16 protein-coding genes and 1 riboswitch are annotated in these 15863 nt (G+C 56.3%); of the genes, 10 read left to right on the plus strand and 6 right to left on the minus strand.

What is annotated here, in order from left to right; all coding sequences use genetic code 11:
• Window positions 1-3 precede the first annotated feature (3 nt).
• Together NYE26_RS00500 and NYE26_RS00505 are read left to right on the plus strand one after the other, a co-directional pair.
• Window positions 4-1161 carry a sensor histidine kinase gene (locus tag NYE26_RS00500; protein WP_245368481.1) on the plus strand — a complete coding sequence of 386 codons (1158 nt, stop codon included), beginning with the start codon at window positions 4-6 and terminating at the stop codon, window positions 1159-1161.
• Window positions 1158-1760 carry a response regulator transcription factor gene (locus tag NYE26_RS00505; RefSeq protein ID WP_209877390.1) on the plus strand — a complete coding sequence of 201 codons (603 nt, stop codon included), beginning with the start codon at window positions 1158-1160 and terminating at the stop codon, window positions 1758-1760. The genes NYE26_RS00500 and NYE26_RS00505 overlap by 4 nt, the downstream gene beginning before the upstream one ends.
• Window positions 1761-2123: 363 nt before the next feature.
• On the opposite strand, the gene NYE26_RS00510 is transcribed toward NYE26_RS00505, so the two are convergent.
• The 6 genes from NYE26_RS00510 to NYE26_RS00535 all read right to left on the minus strand — a co-directional run bounded on the left by NYE26_RS00510 (window position 2124) and on the right by NYE26_RS00535 (window position 8215).
• Window positions 2124-2909 carry an ABC transporter ATP-binding protein gene (locus NYE26_RS00510; protein ID WP_339257274.1) on the minus strand — a complete coding sequence of 262 codons (786 nt, stop codon included), beginning with the start codon at window positions 2907-2909 and terminating at the stop codon, window positions 2124-2126.
• 118 nt (window positions 2910-3027) lie between these two features.
• Window positions 3028-3789: an ABC transporter permease gene (locus tag NYE26_RS00515; RefSeq protein ID WP_209877388.1), complete on the minus strand. Its 762-nt coding sequence runs from the start codon at window positions 3787-3789 to the stop codon at window positions 3028-3030.
• Window positions 3786-4079: an MTH1187 family thiamine-binding protein gene (locus NYE26_RS00520; RefSeq protein ID WP_036732817.1), complete on the minus strand. Its 294-nt coding sequence runs from the start codon at window positions 4077-4079 to the stop codon at window positions 3786-3788. Before NYE26_RS00520 ends, NYE26_RS00515 begins: the two co-directional genes overlap by 4 nt.
• Before the next feature lie 51 nt (window positions 4080-4130).
• Window positions 4131-5204 (minus strand): ABC transporter substrate-binding protein, encoded by a 1074-nt coding sequence (locus NYE26_RS00525; protein ID WP_339253143.1) that lies wholly within the window; start codon window positions 5202-5204, stop codon window positions 4131-4133.
• A gap of 149 nt (window positions 5205-5353) precedes the next feature.
• Window positions 5354-5464, minus strand: a riboswitch (TPP riboswitch).
• Window positions 5465-5536: 72 nt separating this feature from the next.
• Window positions 5537-6988 carry a hypothetical protein gene (locus tag NYE26_RS00530; protein WP_339253144.1) on the minus strand — a complete coding sequence of 484 codons (1452 nt, stop codon included), beginning with the start codon at window positions 6986-6988 and terminating at the stop codon, window positions 5537-5539.
• A gap of 48 nt (window positions 6989-7036) precedes the next feature.
• A complete protein-coding gene (locus NYE26_RS00535) occupies window positions 7037-8215 on the minus strand; it encodes an MFS transporter (protein WP_339253146.1) in 1179 nt (392 codons plus the stop codon).
• A 159-nt stretch (window positions 8216-8374) separates the two neighbouring features.
• Here NYE26_RS00535 and NYE26_RS00540 point away from each other — a divergent pair, with 159 nt between their 5' ends.
• The 8 genes from NYE26_RS00540 (at window position 8375) to NYE26_RS00575 (ending at window position 15548) form a co-directional block, all read left to right on the plus strand.
• Window positions 8375-8794, plus strand: coding sequence for a pyridoxamine 5'-phosphate oxidase family protein (locus NYE26_RS00540; protein ID WP_036732803.1), 420 nt, complete (start codon window positions 8375-8377; stop codon window positions 8792-8794).
• A gap of 208 nt (window positions 8795-9002) precedes the next feature.
• On the plus strand, window positions 9003-10037 hold the full coding sequence (locus NYE26_RS00545; RefSeq protein WP_339253149.1) for an EAL domain-containing protein: 1035 nt from the start codon (window positions 9003-9005) through the stop codon (window positions 10035-10037).
• A 100-nt stretch (window positions 10038-10137) separates the two neighbouring features.
• The gene (locus NYE26_RS00550; RefSeq protein WP_036732799.1) at window positions 10138-10812 is read left to right on the plus strand and encodes a response regulator transcription factor; all 675 of its coding nucleotides are present in this window, start codon (window positions 10138-10140) and stop codon (window positions 10810-10812) included.
• Entirely contained in the window at window positions 10809-12248 is a 1440-nt protein-coding gene (locus tag NYE26_RS00555) for a histidine kinase dimerization/phospho-acceptor domain-containing protein (protein WP_339253151.1), read from the plus strand. Before NYE26_RS00550 ends, NYE26_RS00555 begins: the two co-directional genes overlap by 4 nt.
• A gap of 58 nt (window positions 12249-12306) precedes the next feature.
• The gene (locus tag NYE26_RS00560; protein WP_036732796.1) at window positions 12307-13218 is read left to right on the plus strand and encodes an ABC transporter ATP-binding protein; all 912 of its coding nucleotides are present in this window, start codon (window positions 12307-12309) and stop codon (window positions 13216-13218) included.
• Window positions 13215-13931, plus strand: a complete 717-nt coding sequence (locus tag NYE26_RS00565) for an ABC transporter permease (RefSeq protein WP_339253152.1) — start codon at window positions 13215-13217, stop codon at window positions 13929-13931. Before NYE26_RS00560 ends, NYE26_RS00565 begins: the two co-directional genes overlap by 4 nt.
• 2 nt (window positions 13932-13933) lie before the next feature.
• Window positions 13934-14671, plus strand: a complete 738-nt coding sequence (locus NYE26_RS00570) for an ABC transporter permease (RefSeq protein ID WP_076083436.1) — start codon at window positions 13934-13936, stop codon at window positions 14669-14671.
• Window positions 14672-15182: 511 nt separating this feature from the next.
• Window positions 15183-15548, plus strand: coding sequence for a metalloregulator ArsR/SmtB family transcription factor (locus NYE26_RS00575; protein ID WP_036732785.1), 366 nt, complete (start codon window positions 15183-15185; stop codon window positions 15546-15548).
• The last annotated feature ends 315 nt before the right edge of the window (window positions 15549-15863 follow it).

Here is a 15863-nt window from a genome sequence, read left to right on the forward strand (position 1 = left end):
TCCATGGTGGCACGTAAGCAGTTCCGGATATTTCCGAAAAGATTCGGCTTCTTCCCCTATATCTGGCTGTTCTATCTGGTGTTCCCGGTGCTGAATCTCGATGGCTACAGCGGCTATAAGCTGATGTGGGGAGTGGCGCTGCTCCTGCTGTTCCTGGTGATTTACCGCCAGCTCTACTGGGCGGAAGAGAGAACGTATACGGCCTGGCTGGGGCTGCAGATGCTGATTATTGTCGTGCTAACCGTAGTCTATAGCCCCTACAACATGTATATGGGCTTCTTCACCAGCAACTTTATCGGCTGGTATACCGACTTGCGCCGGTTCAGACGGGCCTTGGCCATATTCACAGCTATGCTGATCGCGTTGGCTCTGCTGTCCCTGGATCAAATGTACAGCACGGGGGGATTGCTGTTCATGGTGCCCTTTGCGCTGATGATGCTGATTACTCCCTTCGGTATCCGCTCCATGAACCGGCGGAGGATGCTGGAGAAGGAGCTGGATCAGGCCAATGAGGTGATTAGAGAGATGATCAAGCGCGAGGAACGGATGCGCATCGCCCGCGATCTGCATGACACGATGGGACACACGCTGTCACTGATTACCTTGAAGAGCCAGCTTATTGAGAAAATGGTGGTGAAGAACCCCGAGCGGGCGCAGGCGGAAGCCCGTGAGATCCAGCGGACCTCGCGGGCCGCGTTGCGCCAGGTGCGGGAGCTGGTCTCAGAGATGCGTGCAGTCTCAGTTGCCGAAGAGCTGGTTGAGGCAGCGGAGATGCTGCGCAGCGCCGAGATTGCGCTTGAGGTAGAAGGGGATGCAGCGTTGCCGGGCGTATCCGATTTGACGCAGAGTATTCTCAGCCTCTGCATCAAGGAGGGCGTGACCAATATCGTCAAGCACAGCCGTGCGGACCAGTGCCGGATCAGCATCGTAATGACACCCGGCGAGGTACAGATTACGCTGGAGGATAACGGCATAGGGGTAGATGCCTGCGGCTCGGAGAGCACGGATCGCCGGGACGGCAATGGCATGAAGGGAATGGGCGAGCGGCTGGCCCTGATTGACGGTTCACTGACGCTTGCCCAGAGACCCGGAGGGGGAACCCGGCTGACGGTGGTCACACCAAGAGTAGTTAAGGATGGAAAGGATGGGGAAACGGCATGATCAGCATCATAATTGCCGAAGATCAGCGGCTGCTGCGCGGCGCGATGGCATCGCTGCTCGATCTGGAGGATGATATTGAGGTAGCGGGCGAAGCGGGAGACGGGGCGGAGGCGCTGGCTCTGATCGAGCGTGTCCAGCCGGATGTGTGTCTGATGGATATTGAGATGCCGCTGATGAGCGGTCTGGAGGTGGCCGAGCTGCTGAAGTCGCGGGGCTGCCGCACCAAAATCATTATCCTGACCACCTTCGCCCGTCCCGGTTATTTCGAGCGCGGGGTGAAGGCCGGAATTCAGGGCTATCTGCTGAAGGATGAGCCGGTGGATAAGCTGGCGGATGCCATCCGCCGCGTGATGGGCGGGGGCCGCGAGGTCTCGCCCGAGCTGGTCTTCGGCAGCCTGCGCGAAGAGAACCCGCTCTCGGACCGGGAGCGGGAGATTCTGAAGCTGGCTGCCGCAGGCCGCAGCGCCGGAGAGATCGCCGCGGCGCTCCACCTCTCCTATGGCACGGTCCGCAACTACATCTCGGAGATCCTCAGCAAGCTTGCGGTCAAGACCCGGATCGAAGCCGTGCGGCTGGCGGAGGACAAGGGCTGGATGTAGGGGGAGGGCGTGTGCGGAATGTAAGCGAAAAACCGAACACATCAGGCTGGCGCGGGGTGCGTGTGCGGAATGTAAGCGAAAAACCGATCACAATGGGACCGTGGGTAGCGCGAAGGCCAAATGTAAGCGAAAAACTGATCACAATGGGACCGTGGGTAGCGCGTAGGCCAAATGTAAGCGAAAAACCGACCATAATGGGACTGGGGGGCAGCTCGTGGTCCAAATATAATCGAAAAAACGATCACAATGGGACTGGAGGCAGCTCGTGGTCCAAATATAATCGAAAAACCGACCACATTAGGCTGGCGGGCACATAGCAAATAACCTCCCTACACGGGGAGGTTATACCGCCGGAGTGGTTACTTAGCTCTGGCTCTTCGCCTGCTCCTCGCGCATCCACTCTGAGAGCTGGCGCCGCATCCGGAGGAACTCCGGCGAATCGGCGATCTCTTCGCGGCGCGGACGCGGGAAGGGGACCTCCACGGTGTGGAGGACGGAGCCGGGACGCCCCGAGAAAACATAGATGCGGGTGGAGAGCAGCAGCGCCTCTTCAATGTTATGGGTGATGAACAGCACGGAACGGCGGTTCTCCTCCCACAGCTCCAGCAGCCAGCGCTGCATCTGCTCGCGGGTCAGCGCATCGAGCGCGCTGAACGGCTCGTCGAGCAGCATCAGCTCCTGCGGCGCGAGCATGGCCCGCAGGAAGGCGGCCCGCTGCTGCATGCCGCCGGACAGCATGTGCGGGTAGGCCCGCTCGAAGCCGCCGAGGCCGATCTTCGCCAGCCAGTGGCGCGCAGCCTCGCGCGCCTCCCGCTGCGGGGCGCCTTGCAGCTCGCCGCCAAGCAGGACGTTATCCAGTGTGCTGCGCCACGGGAACAGCGCGGGCTGCTGCGGCATATAGCTGATCTTGCCGCGCTGCCCGGTCACCGGGATGCCGTTCATGCGGACGGTTCCGGTATCCGGCAGCGTAAGGCCGCCGATAATATGGAACAGCGTGCTTTTGCCGCAGCCGGACGGGCCGACAATGGAGACGAATTCCTGCGGCTCCACGGTCAGGGACACCTGATTCAGCACCTGTGTCTCCCGGCGGCGGTGCTTGAACGACTTGCTGATGCCGCTGACTTCGAGCGCAGGCGGCACACTCCGTATACCCAGGCGCCCGTCTCCGTCCGCCTTCTCCAGTTCAATCCTCGTAAGCTCAGACACTTCGCGTAACCTCCTTCAGTTGACTATAAGTACTTCCGTGTTGGGATATCCTCCCGTGGCATTAAGCTTCCTTGCGCGGCTTCCAGCGCACCAGCCATCTCTCCAGGAGGGCAATGAGCGCGAATAATACGAGACTCAGCAGCACGATAATAGCGATGGCCACGAACATCCGGTCCGCACGGTAAGAGGACTTCTGCAGCAGCATATAGTAGCCGATCCCTTTGTCGGCGCCGATCCACTCGGCCACCACTGCGCCCATCACCGCATAAGTGGCGGAGATTTTGAGCCCGGAGAACAGGGAGGGCAGCGAGCCGGGAAGCTCCAGCTTGGTGAAGATCTGCCACTTGCCTGCACCTGCCATCTTCATATAATTCAGCATTACCCGGTCGCTTTGCGTCAGCCCGCCCATGGTCGCAACAGCCACAGGGAAGAAGCAGACGAGGGTGATCAGGATGATTTTGGGCAGCAGGCCGAAGCCGAACCAGATAATCAGCAGCGGGGCAAGCGCAATGGAGGGCACATTCTGGCTGAGAATCAGCAGCGGATAGAGCGCTCGCTTGACCCAGGGCAGCAGATGCAGCAGCAAGGCGGTGAGTAGGCCGATGCCTGTGCCGACCGGGAAGCCGATCAGGGTCAGCCGCAGCGTGGCGGCGGTGTGCTCCCAGATCCCGGAGGCGTTATTCTTCGTCTCACGAGCGATATCCGCGGGGCTGGGCAGCTGGTAAGCGGGGATGTCGAACAGCATGACCGATAGCTGCCATATCCCGACAAAAAAGAGGACCGCCACAAAGGGCGGCCACACTAGCTTCCAGGTGCTTCTCACGGCCGGTATTTCTCCGTCAGCTTCTCCATGCTGATGCCGCCCGGATTATGGGCGATCTTGATTTGTGAGATGACACTAGGACTGCCGGAAGCGATCAGCGCCTCATGCATATCACGCACAATATCCAGCAGCTCGGACAGCTCGCCTTCCATCGTGGTCTCCAGCGGATTCACCTGATGCTTCACGCCTGACTTTTGAATGACCTCTATAGCCTTGTCCACGTAAGGGATGGAATCCTCGTTGTTCGGTGTCTTGGGAATTACCTGAATGCTGAGCAGTGTGTTAGCCATGATCAATCATTCCTTTCAAGTTAAGTATAAGATTCCCGCCATGCGGGTTCATTATGATTCCGGCAAAAATTCATTCGTAAACGTACTCTCCGCATCCAGCGGCTTATCCAGCAGCTTCAGGCCGTACATCCAGTCGGCGTAATTCTTCCAGATCTCAAGCTTCTGCTCACCCCAGCGCGGGGCGTCGTCCTTGTATTTCGGGCTAAGCCATTTCTGACTGGCCAGCACCAGCTTGGGGTCCAGATCAGGTACAGCATCCGACAGTACCGTCGCGGCTTCTTCCGGGTTATCGATAGCGTACTGATACCCCTTGGACGTAGCCTTAAGGAAGGCCTTCACCACTTCAGGGTGCTCGGCGATCTCCTTCTCGCTGGTGGTCAGCACCGGTGTGTAGTAATCCAGCTGCGGCGCATAATCCTTAAGATAGAGCATATCCAGCGGCTCCCCGCGCAGCTCGGCTTCCACCCCGGTCCAGGCATAGAAGATCCAGGCGAAGTCAATATCCCGCTTCACGGCTGTGAAAAAGTCCGCTTCGCCGATATTCACCAGCTTCACCTTGGAGACATCCCCGCCTTCGGGGTCCATAATGGCTTTCATGGCAGCCTGCTCCGCAGGGGAGCCCCAGCCTCCGTAGGTTTTGCCTTCAAAATCCTTCGGCGTCTTAATATTGCGGTCCTTCGGAGCCGCAAAGCCCGAGGTATTATGCTGAATGATTGCAGCAATCGACACCAGCGGAACATCCTGCAGGCGGGCCAGCGTCAGCGCCTCCTGGGCGCTGATGCCGAACTGGGCTTCGCCGGAAGTGACCATTGTATCCGACCCGGCAGCGCCTGGCTGTACAATCTGTACGTCAAGACCTTCCTCAGCGTAATAGCCCAGCTCCTTGGCTGCATACAGGCCGGTATGGTTCGTGTTCGGCGTCCAGTCCAGGGCAATCTTGACCGGAGTCAGCGCCTTAGGTGCATCTGTGGGTGCGGCTGCGGTTGCATCAGGTGCGGCCGTGCTGTTCCCGGCAGCAGGTGCGCTGGCCCCCGCATTGCCGCTGTTGTTCCCGCCGCCACATCCCGCTACGGTGAGCAGCAGCATGGAACTGAGCAGCAGCATTACTGTTTTTTTGACTCCCATTTCTCTTTTTCTCTCCTTCCAGCAACCCCTGGTCTTCAGAGTTTACAGAAACCCTATTCCTGTACATCCTTAGAATCAAAAAAGCGTCCCGAAGATCGGGACGCCAGTTACTTGCGTGAGGGGAATTCAGCTTCAGTACCGCTTAAGGCACTGTGCCGAATGAAGATTCCTACGCTGGCATTATCCAGATCAGGTATAAGGGTCAGTATCTTGTGGGATACAATCTCAGCCGGCCAATTCCAGCACCCCTGGTTCTATAAAGTTCACGGGTATTGCTATGTTCTTACGGTGTATTATAGACGGCAGCTTCGACATTGTCCACCCTCTGTGTCTTAATCCCTCGTATAATGCCGCTTCTTGCGGCGGCTGCGGATGCCGTTCCAGATCTCTCTCAGCGTTAAGCCGACACTGACGGTGATCCCCGAGAAGGTTAGGAACAGAGCCAGATACTCGAACGCGGAGTACTCCAGCATTTTGCTCCAGTCGATCTGGCCCTTCAGATCCTCGATGACCTGATTCATCCCGTATATCCCGCTGATGACCGTAAATACGGTGAGCACCATCAGGAGCGTATCCCGCCGCTTGGCCTGGAATTTGTCCTGATACTGGAACAGGTCATTCAGGGTCATTTTCACCTCATCGAACAGGGCATCATTACCATACACCTTACGCAGCTGAAAAAAAATCTCCCGCCCCTGCGACTGTGAAATCAGCTCCAGGAAGTAGAATTTGGCCGAGAATTTGTTGATCAGGAAGATCAGATTCTCGATCTCGTCGTTATCGTGGTTGATGCGCAGCCGGGAGTGGAGGTTGGCGAGCTTCAGCAGCACGATTTTATGAAAAATACTCAGCAGCATTCCGTAATAATATTCGCCGTACATCTGGCTGATCAGGCCTGCGGCAATCTCCGGCTTCGCCCGGCTCACGCAGCAGAAGGTCTGCTCATTGGTCATATAGTAGGTGTCCGGCCCCCAGCGGCTATAGCAATGCTCACGGGTGTACTGCTTGATATAATCCGGATCACTTGCACTCATGTAGGGGCTGCCGTCGATGGTCAGACCATCCACCTGAGAGGCACGGTAGAGCATTTCGACACTGATCTCTTCCTCGTCCTCAGGGAGATTAACGCCGTAGAAGGCCTGCACCAGCATTCGTTCATCGACGAAGAAGGGCAGGGTCTCGAAATAATTGCCATTCGTCTCCGCAGGATCGAGATACGGCTCCAGCCCGGCTGCCAGATGCCTGAACACGAAGTCCTCCACCCGGGCAAAAGACTTCTTATGACAATGGATGAAGGTATGCTCATCCTGAACGCTTACATCCTCCAGGTTGCGGAACCGGTCGGCGAATTCGAGTACCATGCTGAAGGGGAGATTCTCCTCCTCAATAGCCACTCTTACCGTCAGGAAGCCCAGCTCGAACGGGCAGAGGAACACATCGGTCGACAGCACGCGGAAGGGAACCGTCTGAAAGGGCATTTGCAGCCCGCACAGCAGATCACTCACCCGGGAAAAGCGGCGGAAGGAATCCCTGTCCTTCTCATGCGGAAACAAGACATGGGCGGCAAAAGGAAGATAGCTGCGCTCCATTTTCTCATGGGATACACAGTGGTTCTCTCCGTAATAGGCATGCTCCAGTTCCTTGTTCTCAAGAAAAAAACGCGTAAATCCATCCTGCTGTAAACTCTCAATCAGCTCTTCATCGACCTCGGCCTTGATGGAGAAGGGGAAAATGAATTGCAGCAAGGCGGTATGCAGAGTGGGCTCGGAATGCAGTTCAGCCATGTGTGGGTTCCATCCTTATTCACAGAATATGGACCTTGTTGTATACAATTACCCGATTCTCCAGGCGGTCACGCTCAGCACGAATAACAGCGCGGCAAAAGCGGCCAAAAGTCCCGAGGTCTGGGCGATCTGCAGATGATCCATGGACCAGCCGGTCAGCAGCGGCAGCACCGCGCCGCCGATTCCGCCGGAGGCGATCATAATGCTGGGCGTGGATTCTTCCGCGCCGGGCAGCAGCTTGCTGGAGAAGACCAGCGCGATGGAGAAGATGCCGGACATGAACAGGCCAAGCAGCAGGATGATGGCAAAGGCGGCAAGCCGGTGACCGGCGAACGGGAAAATAATAAGCAGCAGCAAAGCGGCAAAGCAGCTGACGAGCACATAGATGCGGTAGGAGATCTTCTCGGCGATGACACCGGCGAACAGTCTGCCTGCCGACATGGCAAGCCAGAAGAAGGTCACCGTGAGCGCAGCCGCGGCCTCGCTCATGCCCAGCTTCGCGATGAAGATCGCCGGCATGAAATTCACCAGGCTCATCTCAGTGCCTACATAGAGAAAGAAGAACAGAATGAACAAGCCAAGCACCACCCATTGCTTGCCCTTGTAGGGCAAGGACAACCGTCTCGTAGTTCCCGCTGCCGCAGCGCGGTCAGGGCGGGCAGGCCGCTCATTCAGCGCGCTGTCCAGCGGGCCGAATCTGCTCTTCGCCCAGAAGAGCAGCGAGAGGAGGGAGAAGGCGGCAACGATCAGGAAGGCCAGCCTCCACTGCCCGGCGGCAATCAGCGGACTGGCCGCCAGAGGCATGAGCAGCGCCCCGACACCGAACAGCACTTCCAGCCGGCTCATGGCAACTGCCGTTCCTTCGGTGACTGCGGCTATAATAATCGTGCCGATGACGGCTTCGATCATCCCGAAGCCGAACCCTGCGGCTACGGCAATTACGTACATCCAGCCCCAGGGCGGGAGGAAGGCGTAGGCAATCTCGGCGCTGAACAGCAGGCCTGTGGCAATCAGAATACCGCCGCGCTTGCCGAACCGCCGGTTCAGCAGCGGCGAGACCAGTACGCCGGCCAGGAAGCCCGCGAACTGGCTGAAGATCAGCTCGCCCCCTGCACTGTAGCTGCGGTCATAATGCTGGAGCAGCACCGGAAGAATGGAGCCCAGGACGACATGGGCGAGGCCGATTACGAAATAGGAGAGACAGCCGATCCAGATTAGTTTTTTCAAGAATAAGACTCCTTATGAATCAATTTATGAACAGATGGCGGGATTCAGAATGAACGGGAAGGGTACACTATATTAGGCACAGGTTAATCATAAATCCAAACCGTGGACGTGAATATATAAACTTATATTCACATGAATTTGAAGGGAGCTGTGACGTCAATGGATAACAAAGAGCTGGAGAAAACAATCATACAGGTGCTGGACGACAACAGGTTCGGTTCCTTCGGCACGATTGAGGCCGGTAACAAGCCTAAGGTGCGTTACATGGCGATTTTTCATGACGGACTGTCCATCTATCTGGCAACTAACCGCAAGACTCATAAGGTAGAAGAGCTTCAGGATAATCCGAATGCTAGTCTCTTGCTTGGCTATGAACAGGGCGGCGGCAAGGATGTACTGGAGATTGAAGCTACAGTTGCTGTGACGAAGGATGATAGCTTGCGCTCTAAGGTATGGAATGAGTCCCTGGAGAAATGGTTCAAGGGACCGGATGATCCCGATTATGTCATTCTTGAGCTGTCCCCTTCGCGGATTGAATATATGGGCAAGAACGGTGAGCACGGGGTATGGCAGCCTTAAGCGGTTGTCTCCGGTAAAAGGATGGCAGTGGCCGGTAACGGATAAGTTCCGCCTAAGCCTAAGTACTATATAGTCCGGCAATCCGGGCCTCTTAGGAACCTCCATGGTTCATAGGGGGCCCTTTCTGCTGCTGCTTTTCGGATTGTGCCTAAGGAATCATGCTATAATGACCTCAGGTTATCGACATCATGAGGCGGAGGGGATTGCCATGAACTGTGTTGATTGTGCTGACATCGACCCGATAGAGGATCAAGGGGAGCTGAAGCTCCGCCCCTGCTCTGATCCGCTGGCTGCTGCCATCCGGAATGCCGGTTATGAAGTATTTGAGACAAGCAAGACCTGTATCATTCCATATCATCGTAAGGAAGAGCTGTTGAAGCTTATAGAAATGCTGGTGGCGGCTAAGGACATTGCGGACTCCTTATCCGTGTGCGTTAAGAGCAAAGGTGCCCCTACGGCTCCGGAACGGTGGCTGACCTTCGATCAGCTGAAGGTCCGCTTCGCTAACGAGAATCTGGTGTCCATCATTATGAGCCATGATTTCTGCAGCCACATGCAGCCGATTGTGAATTTCAGCGAGGAGATTGTCGGCTTTGAATTTCTGCTGCGCCCGCTGCCCCAGGGCAGTTATTTTCAGCCTTATGAGCTGTTTGAGATTGCCCGGCGGACAGGGTTTCACTCCTTCCTTGACCGGGCCGCCCGGATCTCGGCAATAGAGACCAGCAGTAAGCTGCTGCCTAAGGGCATCAAGCGGTTCATTAACTTCCTGCCCTCTTCTATTTATAATCCCAAGTATTGTCTTACGCATACCTTCGAGGCGATCCGGAGGCTGGACCAGAACCCGGAGGATTATGTATTTGAAGTAGTGGAGACGGAGCAGATCAGCGATATTGCCCATCTGCGCGCCATCTTCGCCGAATACCGCCAGCAGGGGATGCGGGTTGCGCTGGATGATGTGGGCGCGGGCTATTCGACCGTTGAACTGATGTCCAGCCTCCAGCCTGATTATGTCAAGGTTGACCGTAGTCTGATCAGCTTCTGTGACCGGGATGAGGGGAAGCAGCGGATGCTTAGGGAGATTATCTCCAGGGCCGGAGAATTCGGTGCAAGCCTGCTGGCCGAAGGCATTGAACGCCGTGAGGAATTCCTGGTCTGCCGTGATCTCGGTATGGATCTGGGACAAGGCTATCTGTTCGGGCTGCCGGAGGATAAGCCTCCGGGACGTTTTGGATTTACGGCCTGAACAGCAAGTATAATTCTCCCCGGATGCCGGCAGATCTCAAGACTGCCGGTATCCGGGGATTTGTGATGTCACTTGGAAGGAAGAAAGGACGGTTAACAACGTGAGTGTAACCCTATTGTACGTAGAAGACGACCGGGAGATCGGCAGTGTCGTAGCTGCAGATCTGCGGGAACGGGAATATGCTGTGCGCTGGCTGGAGAGCGGAGACGGGGCGCTTGAAGCTGCAGAGGGCTGCCAGCTTGCGATTCTGGATGTGATGCTGCCGGGGCTGGACGGCTTCACCGTCGGCCAGCGGCTGAAGCGGGCTTATCCGGAGCTGCCGGTTCTGATGCTCTCGGCGCGCACCTCCATTGACGATAAGCTTCAGGGGCTGGACTTCGCGGATGATTATCTGACCAAGCCGTTTCATCCCGATGAGCTGGCGGCGAGAATCGAGGTTCTGCTGAGAAGAAGCGGCGCTGCCGCGCCCGCTCAGTTGACCCTTAAGCATCTGGTTGTCATACCGGGGAGCAGTGTGGTCACGGAAGCTGCGACCGGACGGGAAATTATGCTTACCGGTAAGCAGTTTCAGATCTTCTCTTATCTGCTGCGGCATCTGGGCCAGATTCTGACCAAGGAGCAGATCTATGAGGCGGTCTGGGGGGAGAGCTATATCGAAGGCGACAAGACGCTGATGGTACATATCCGTTATCTGCGCGAGAAGCTGGAGCTTGATCCGGCCGCGCCGGAGATTATTGAGACGGTCCGGGGGATCGGCTACCGGGTGAGAGGGTGAAGGGGGCAGGGCGTTTCCAGCTGCTGCACCGTTCGCTTCTTTTTCGTTATCTGCTGATTATTGTAGCTGCACTGCTGTTCGTGCCGGTTGTTATTCCGCTGACGATTGCCGTATACAGCATCTTCGCGGGGGCTACTCATACAAGTCCACCCAAGGAGTATGAACAGTATTCCAGTATAGATAAGCTGGAGATTCTGTGGCATGAGGAAGCGCGCAAGCTTCTTGGTGAACCCCCGGCGGATATTACCAAGCGGCTGTCGGCCTTAGGCGAAGCCTATCCGCTGTCGAGAATATTCTGGGTCGATCCTGCGGGCACAACACAGCTGGTGACAGAGCCTTCAGGACCGCCGCTGCTCTTGACGGGAGAGGCTCCGGCTGTTCCCGTCCAGTGGAGCGCCGCTGAAGCGGTATCCTTCATGAAGGACAGTGCGGTGCTGAAGCCGCTGGCGATTGTCGCTTTTATAGGAGACCGGGCAGAGGCCGCAGAGGGCTTCATGGTCATGCAGATTCCTGAGGATATTACGGAAAGCAAATATGCGGCAGGACTGGATAAATGGTATACGATTGCCATGCTGGTGTTCTTCCTGCTGTTCATCACCAGCTCCTGGTTCTTCTTCATCATGATCCGCAGAAGACTGCTGCGGCTGCAGACCGCTATGGTGTTCACCGGGCAGGAGGGCTTGCCGCAGATTGTTCCGCCGGGGAAGCCGGATGAGATCGGGCGTCTGGAGGAAGCCTTCAATACCATGGTGACGGAGCTTAAGGCAGGCCGTGCCCGAGAGGCGGAAGAAGAGGCGCTGCGCAAGCGGCTGGTGGCCGATCTGTCGCATGATCTGCGGACTCCGCTGACCGTCATTCGCAGCCACCTCCATGTACTGGGCAAGGAGCCGTTGTCACCGCATGGCCAGTCCTCCCTTGAGCTGATGGATCAGCGGATTGAGAGCCTTGGCATCCTGATTGAGAACCTGCTGTCCTACAATCTGCTGAACAGCGGACGCATTGCGCTGCACCCGGAACGCCGGGATGTGCTGAGACTGGTGCGGGAGAGCGCCGCCGCCTGGTATCCGGTGTGGGAGAAGGAGGGGTACCAGATCGAGATTGATCTGGAGGGAGCGCCGCTGTACTGGGAGATCGATGACAGCTGGTTCCGCAGAGTGCTGGATAATCTGTTCCAGAATATTCTGCGTCATGCGCGCAGCGGATTATATGTTGGAATACTTACGGAGATCCGTGAGGGCAACCGGGTGATTATCATCTCCGATCACGGCGGCGGCCTTGCGCAGAGCACAGACTCCGCAGGAGCCGGCCTGGGCCTGTCGATTGTCGATCTGCTGCTGAAACGGATGGACCTGGAATGGAGCATGGAGAGCACGGCGAAGGGGACCGAGGTTGTGATCTGGAAGCGGGACGCCCCGAACAATTTAAACAAAATTTAAACTTGCTGCTTCCGTGCTTTTAACCTTGGGGCGTTATGCTGTTACCGAGGTGAAGAGAATGAAGGATACAGTGATAGAGACAAGAAATCTGCTTAAGGAATACCGCGGCCGTGCGGCTGTGAAGAACCTGAATCTCAATATTACAAAAGGGGAAATCTACGGCTTCCTCGGACCGAACGGTGCCGGCAAGACAACAACCATCCGCATGCTGCTCGGCCTAATCAAGCCGACCTCCGGCAGCATTGAAATCTTCGGCAAGGAGCTGCGTGCGAACCGGATGCAGATTCTGCGCAAGGTAGGCTCGCTGGTGGAATCGCCGTCCTACTACGGGCATCTGAGTGCATGGGACAACCTGGAGGCGATCCGCCGCATTCTGGGTGTGCCCAAGGTGCGTATTGCCGAGGTGCTGGAGATCGTATCGCTTACCGGGGAGGAGACGCGGCCAGTCAAGGGCTTCTCGCTGGGCATGAAGCAGCGGCTGGGCATTGCGGCAGCCCTGCTGGGCAGCCCGGAGCTGCTGATTCTCGATGAGCCGACCAACGGACTGGACCCGTCAGGCATACAGGAGATCCGCTCCCTGATTAAGCGGCTGCCTGGAGAGCAGGGCATTACGGTGCTGGTATCCAGCCATCTGCTGAGCGAGATTGAGCAAATGGCCGGTACGGTCGGCATTATCCGCGAGGGGCAGATGGTCTATCAGGATACCATTGCACATCTCCAGCAGCAGGCGGCCGGCCATCTGCGTCTGGCGTTATCCGAGCCGGAGACTGCGCTGATGACGGCGGTGCGGCGCGGCTGCGGCGGCGAGCTGCAGGAGGGCCGGCTGGTTCTGCCCCGGATGAGTGATGCGAGAGTATCGCTGCTGGTCAAAGAGCTGGTCGAGGAGGGTCACGCAATCTACAGGGTGGAGGAGCACAGGCAATCTCTGGAGGAATTCTTCCTGCAGGTGGTTGGGGGAGGGGAGCTATGATGTGGCGTGCGCTGTCGGCGGACTGGCTTAAGATCCGCGGCAAAGGCATTTGGTTCCTCGCCTTCCTCGGCCCGCTGGGTCTTATCGCCATGCAGGGGCTGAATTTCGGCCTCCGCTATGACTATCTTCGCGGGCAGTACCGGGAGGATCTGTGGGGTGGCCTGCTCAGTGAGGTTGTACCCTTCGTCCCGATTGCCCTGTATCTTGGAGGCACACTGATTCTCTCTCTGATTGCGAATGTCGAGCATCAGACCAGCGCCTGGAAGCAGCTTCTGGCACTGCCTGTCTCCCGTACGGCTGTGTTCATGGCGAAGCTGCTGCTCTGCCTGCTGCTGCTTATCGTGTCCTGCCTGCTGCTGTCGGCAGGAACTGTCGTCCTCGGGCTGCTGCTCGGATTCGGCGCTCAGCCGATACCGCTTGCAGATGTCCTGCGGATAGGCTTCGCCGCTTATGCTGCAGCCATGCCTGTCATTGCACTCCAGCTGTGGCTCTCTCTATCCAGCCGGAACCAGACCCTTCCGGTATCGGTGGGATTGACCTTGTCGCTGGTCAGCCCGTTCGGTGTGTACTTCACGGAATGGTTCCCGCTCTCCTGGCCAGTCTTAGCCTGGAGTGATCCGCGTCCTTGGCTGTTCAGCGGAGCCGGCCTGTTGCTTGGACTCCTGGTAATCCTGCCTGGAGCCATACATTTCGCGCGAAAGGATGTGGACTGAATATGCGGACTTTTCTGCGAATAATGTCTGCGGAGTGCATGAAGATAGCCGGATTCCGCACCTGGCTGTTAATCCTGCTCAGTCCGCTGATCTCCCTGCCGATAGGCGCGCTTTCGGACATGCAAGAGGATAGGGTGATAACCTGGCAGGTTCTGCTGAGCACAATGTCAGCGGTACATGCGCTGCTGTTTCTTCCGGTACTCTCTGGACTCTTCGCCGCTTTAATCTGCCGCAATGAGCATAGTGACGGCGGCTGGAAGCAACTCCTGGCGCTTCCGGTTACACGAACCTCCGTATATTTTGCCAAATATGCATTAATTGTAGCGCTGCTGGGTGCGGTTCAGCTGCTGTTTCTTGCAGGGGTTCTGGGAGTGGGATGGTATCGGGGTGCAGAAGGGGGAATTCCCTGGGGACTGCTGCTGAACAGCCTGTTCGGAGGCTGGTTTGCCTGCCTGCCGCTGGCTGCACTGCAACTGGCGATATCTCAAGGCTGGAGCAGCTTCGGCGCCCCGCTTGCGCTGAATGTCTGCTTCACCATTCCCAATATACTGATTGCGAACTCCTCCACCTACGGTCCTTATTATCCATGGGTGCAGCCGGTGCTGGCCATGTCCCCCTTCGGCGAAGAAAGGTTCGGCGCCTTCAACCTGCCGCTGGAGAGCCTGATGATTGTCGTGGCTGGGAGCCTGCTTCTGTTCCTGGGCGCTGGCTTGATAGCCTTTTGGCGTAAGGCGGTATAAGGTTAGCAGGTATCGGAATGCGGCTGGCGGGAAATGTTAAAACTAATCACATGTTAGGGTTCACGTACGATTTACGTATGCGACTAAGGTATACGAGGTATGCTTAAATGCACTCTGTACAACTAAATCACCCTGATATATGGCCTAGGAGTGGTTTAGTTGCACTTCGTACATTTAAAAATCCATCTGTACCGGATTCTCACCCATTCGGGCAGATTTAGTTGTACAGACTACAGTTAGAAGAGGAAAACCTTTCTTTTCGGGGTTTTTAGATGCACAGACTACAACTATCACTGAATGATCACTGAATGTTCGAAGCGAACCCGAACGAAACTGATCATACTAGCTGATCTCGCTGATGGATAGGCTATACATCGCCGCATGTTTGAATGAATTCCCTCCCGTATTTTCTTCTCAATGGACATTGGACGCCATTTTTTCTATAATTAATCGTAGAAGATACTATTAAGCGCCGGTGACACCGGATGAGCATATGGAGGAGGGCGGGAGCATGGAACCAGCGGCACTTGAAGAATGCGACAACACCTGTAATGGTTCCGAACTGGAACCGGAATCGATGGCCTTGATTCTGCCGGACCGTGAGATCACAGATAAGATGGCAGAAATGTTCAAGGCACTGGGTGATCCAACAAGAGTTCGGCTGATCTACGCATTATCCCAGCAGGAGCTGTGTGTGCATGACTTGTCCTCTATACTGGATATGGGACAATCGGCAGTCTCCCATCAGCTCCGCTATCTGCGCAATCTGCGGATTGTGAAGCGCCGCAAGGAAGGCAAGACCGTATATTATTCGCTGAATGATGCACATGTGGAGCAGATTTTCCTGCAGACCCATGAGCATATCCGGCATGAATAGATTGTTATGACAGCAAGGGCTGTCCCAACGCCGGGTAATGGCTTGGGGCAGCCCCTTTTATATTATGATGTGCGATAAACCAAATATATGTGGAAAACAGCATACAATTGGTCGTTGTGAGGGCAAGTGGTTCGAATATATGTGGAAAACAGCATACAATTGGTCGTTGTGAGGGCAAGTGGTTCGAATATATGTGGAAAACAGCATACAATCGGTCGTTGTGAGGGCAAGTGGCCGAATATATGTGGAAAACAGCATACATTCGGCAGGCATACAGAATCGTTAGATTTTCCTCGGACTCCCTCATTCTCCCTT

This window comes from Paenibacillus sp. FSL P2-0136 (genome assembly GCF_037975325.1).
Lineage (GTDB): Bacteria > Bacillota > Bacilli > Paenibacillales > Paenibacillaceae > Paenibacillus_AQ > Paenibacillus_AQ silagei.

What these genes read in the sequence shown, in the direction of transcription:
- NYE26_RS00500 (WP_245368481.1), top strand. Translation starts at nt 4, where the DNA reads ATGGTGGCACGTAAGCAGTTCCGGATATTTCCGAAAAGATTCGGCTTC.
- NYE26_RS00505 (WP_209877390.1), top strand. Translation starts at nt 1,158, where the DNA reads ATGATCAGCATCATAATTGCCGAAGATCAGCGGCTGCTGCGCGGCGCG.
- NYE26_RS00520 (WP_036732817.1), bottom strand. Translation starts at nt 4,079, where the DNA reads ATGGCTAACACACTGCTCAGCATTCAGGTAATTCCCAAGACACCGAAC.
- NYE26_RS00525 (WP_339253143.1), bottom strand. Translation starts at nt 5,204, where the DNA reads ATGGGAGTCAAAAAAACAGTAATGCTGCTGCTCAGTTCCATGCTGCTG.
- NYE26_RS00530 (WP_339253144.1), bottom strand. Translation starts at nt 6,988, where the DNA reads ATGGCTGAACTGCATTCCGAGCCCACTCTGCATACCGCCTTGCTGCAA.
- NYE26_RS00540 (WP_036732803.1), top strand. Translation starts at nt 8,375, where the DNA reads ATGGATAACAAAGAGCTGGAGAAAACAATCATACAGGTGCTGGACGAC.
- NYE26_RS00545 (WP_339253149.1), top strand. Translation starts at nt 9,003, where the DNA reads ATGAACTGTGTTGATTGTGCTGACATCGACCCGATAGAGGATCAAGGG.
- NYE26_RS00560 (WP_036732796.1), top strand. Translation starts at nt 12,307, where the DNA reads ATGAAGGATACAGTGATAGAGACAAGAAATCTGCTTAAGGAATACCGC.
- NYE26_RS00565 (WP_339253152.1), top strand. Translation starts at nt 13,215, where the DNA reads ATGATGTGGCGTGCGCTGTCGGCGGACTGGCTTAAGATCCGCGGCAAA.
- NYE26_RS00570 (WP_076083436.1), top strand. Translation starts at nt 13,934, where the DNA reads ATGCGGACTTTTCTGCGAATAATGTCTGCGGAGTGCATGAAGATAGCC.
- NYE26_RS00575 (WP_036732785.1), top strand. Translation starts at nt 15,183, where the DNA reads ATGGAACCAGCGGCACTTGAAGAATGCGACAACACCTGTAATGGTTCC.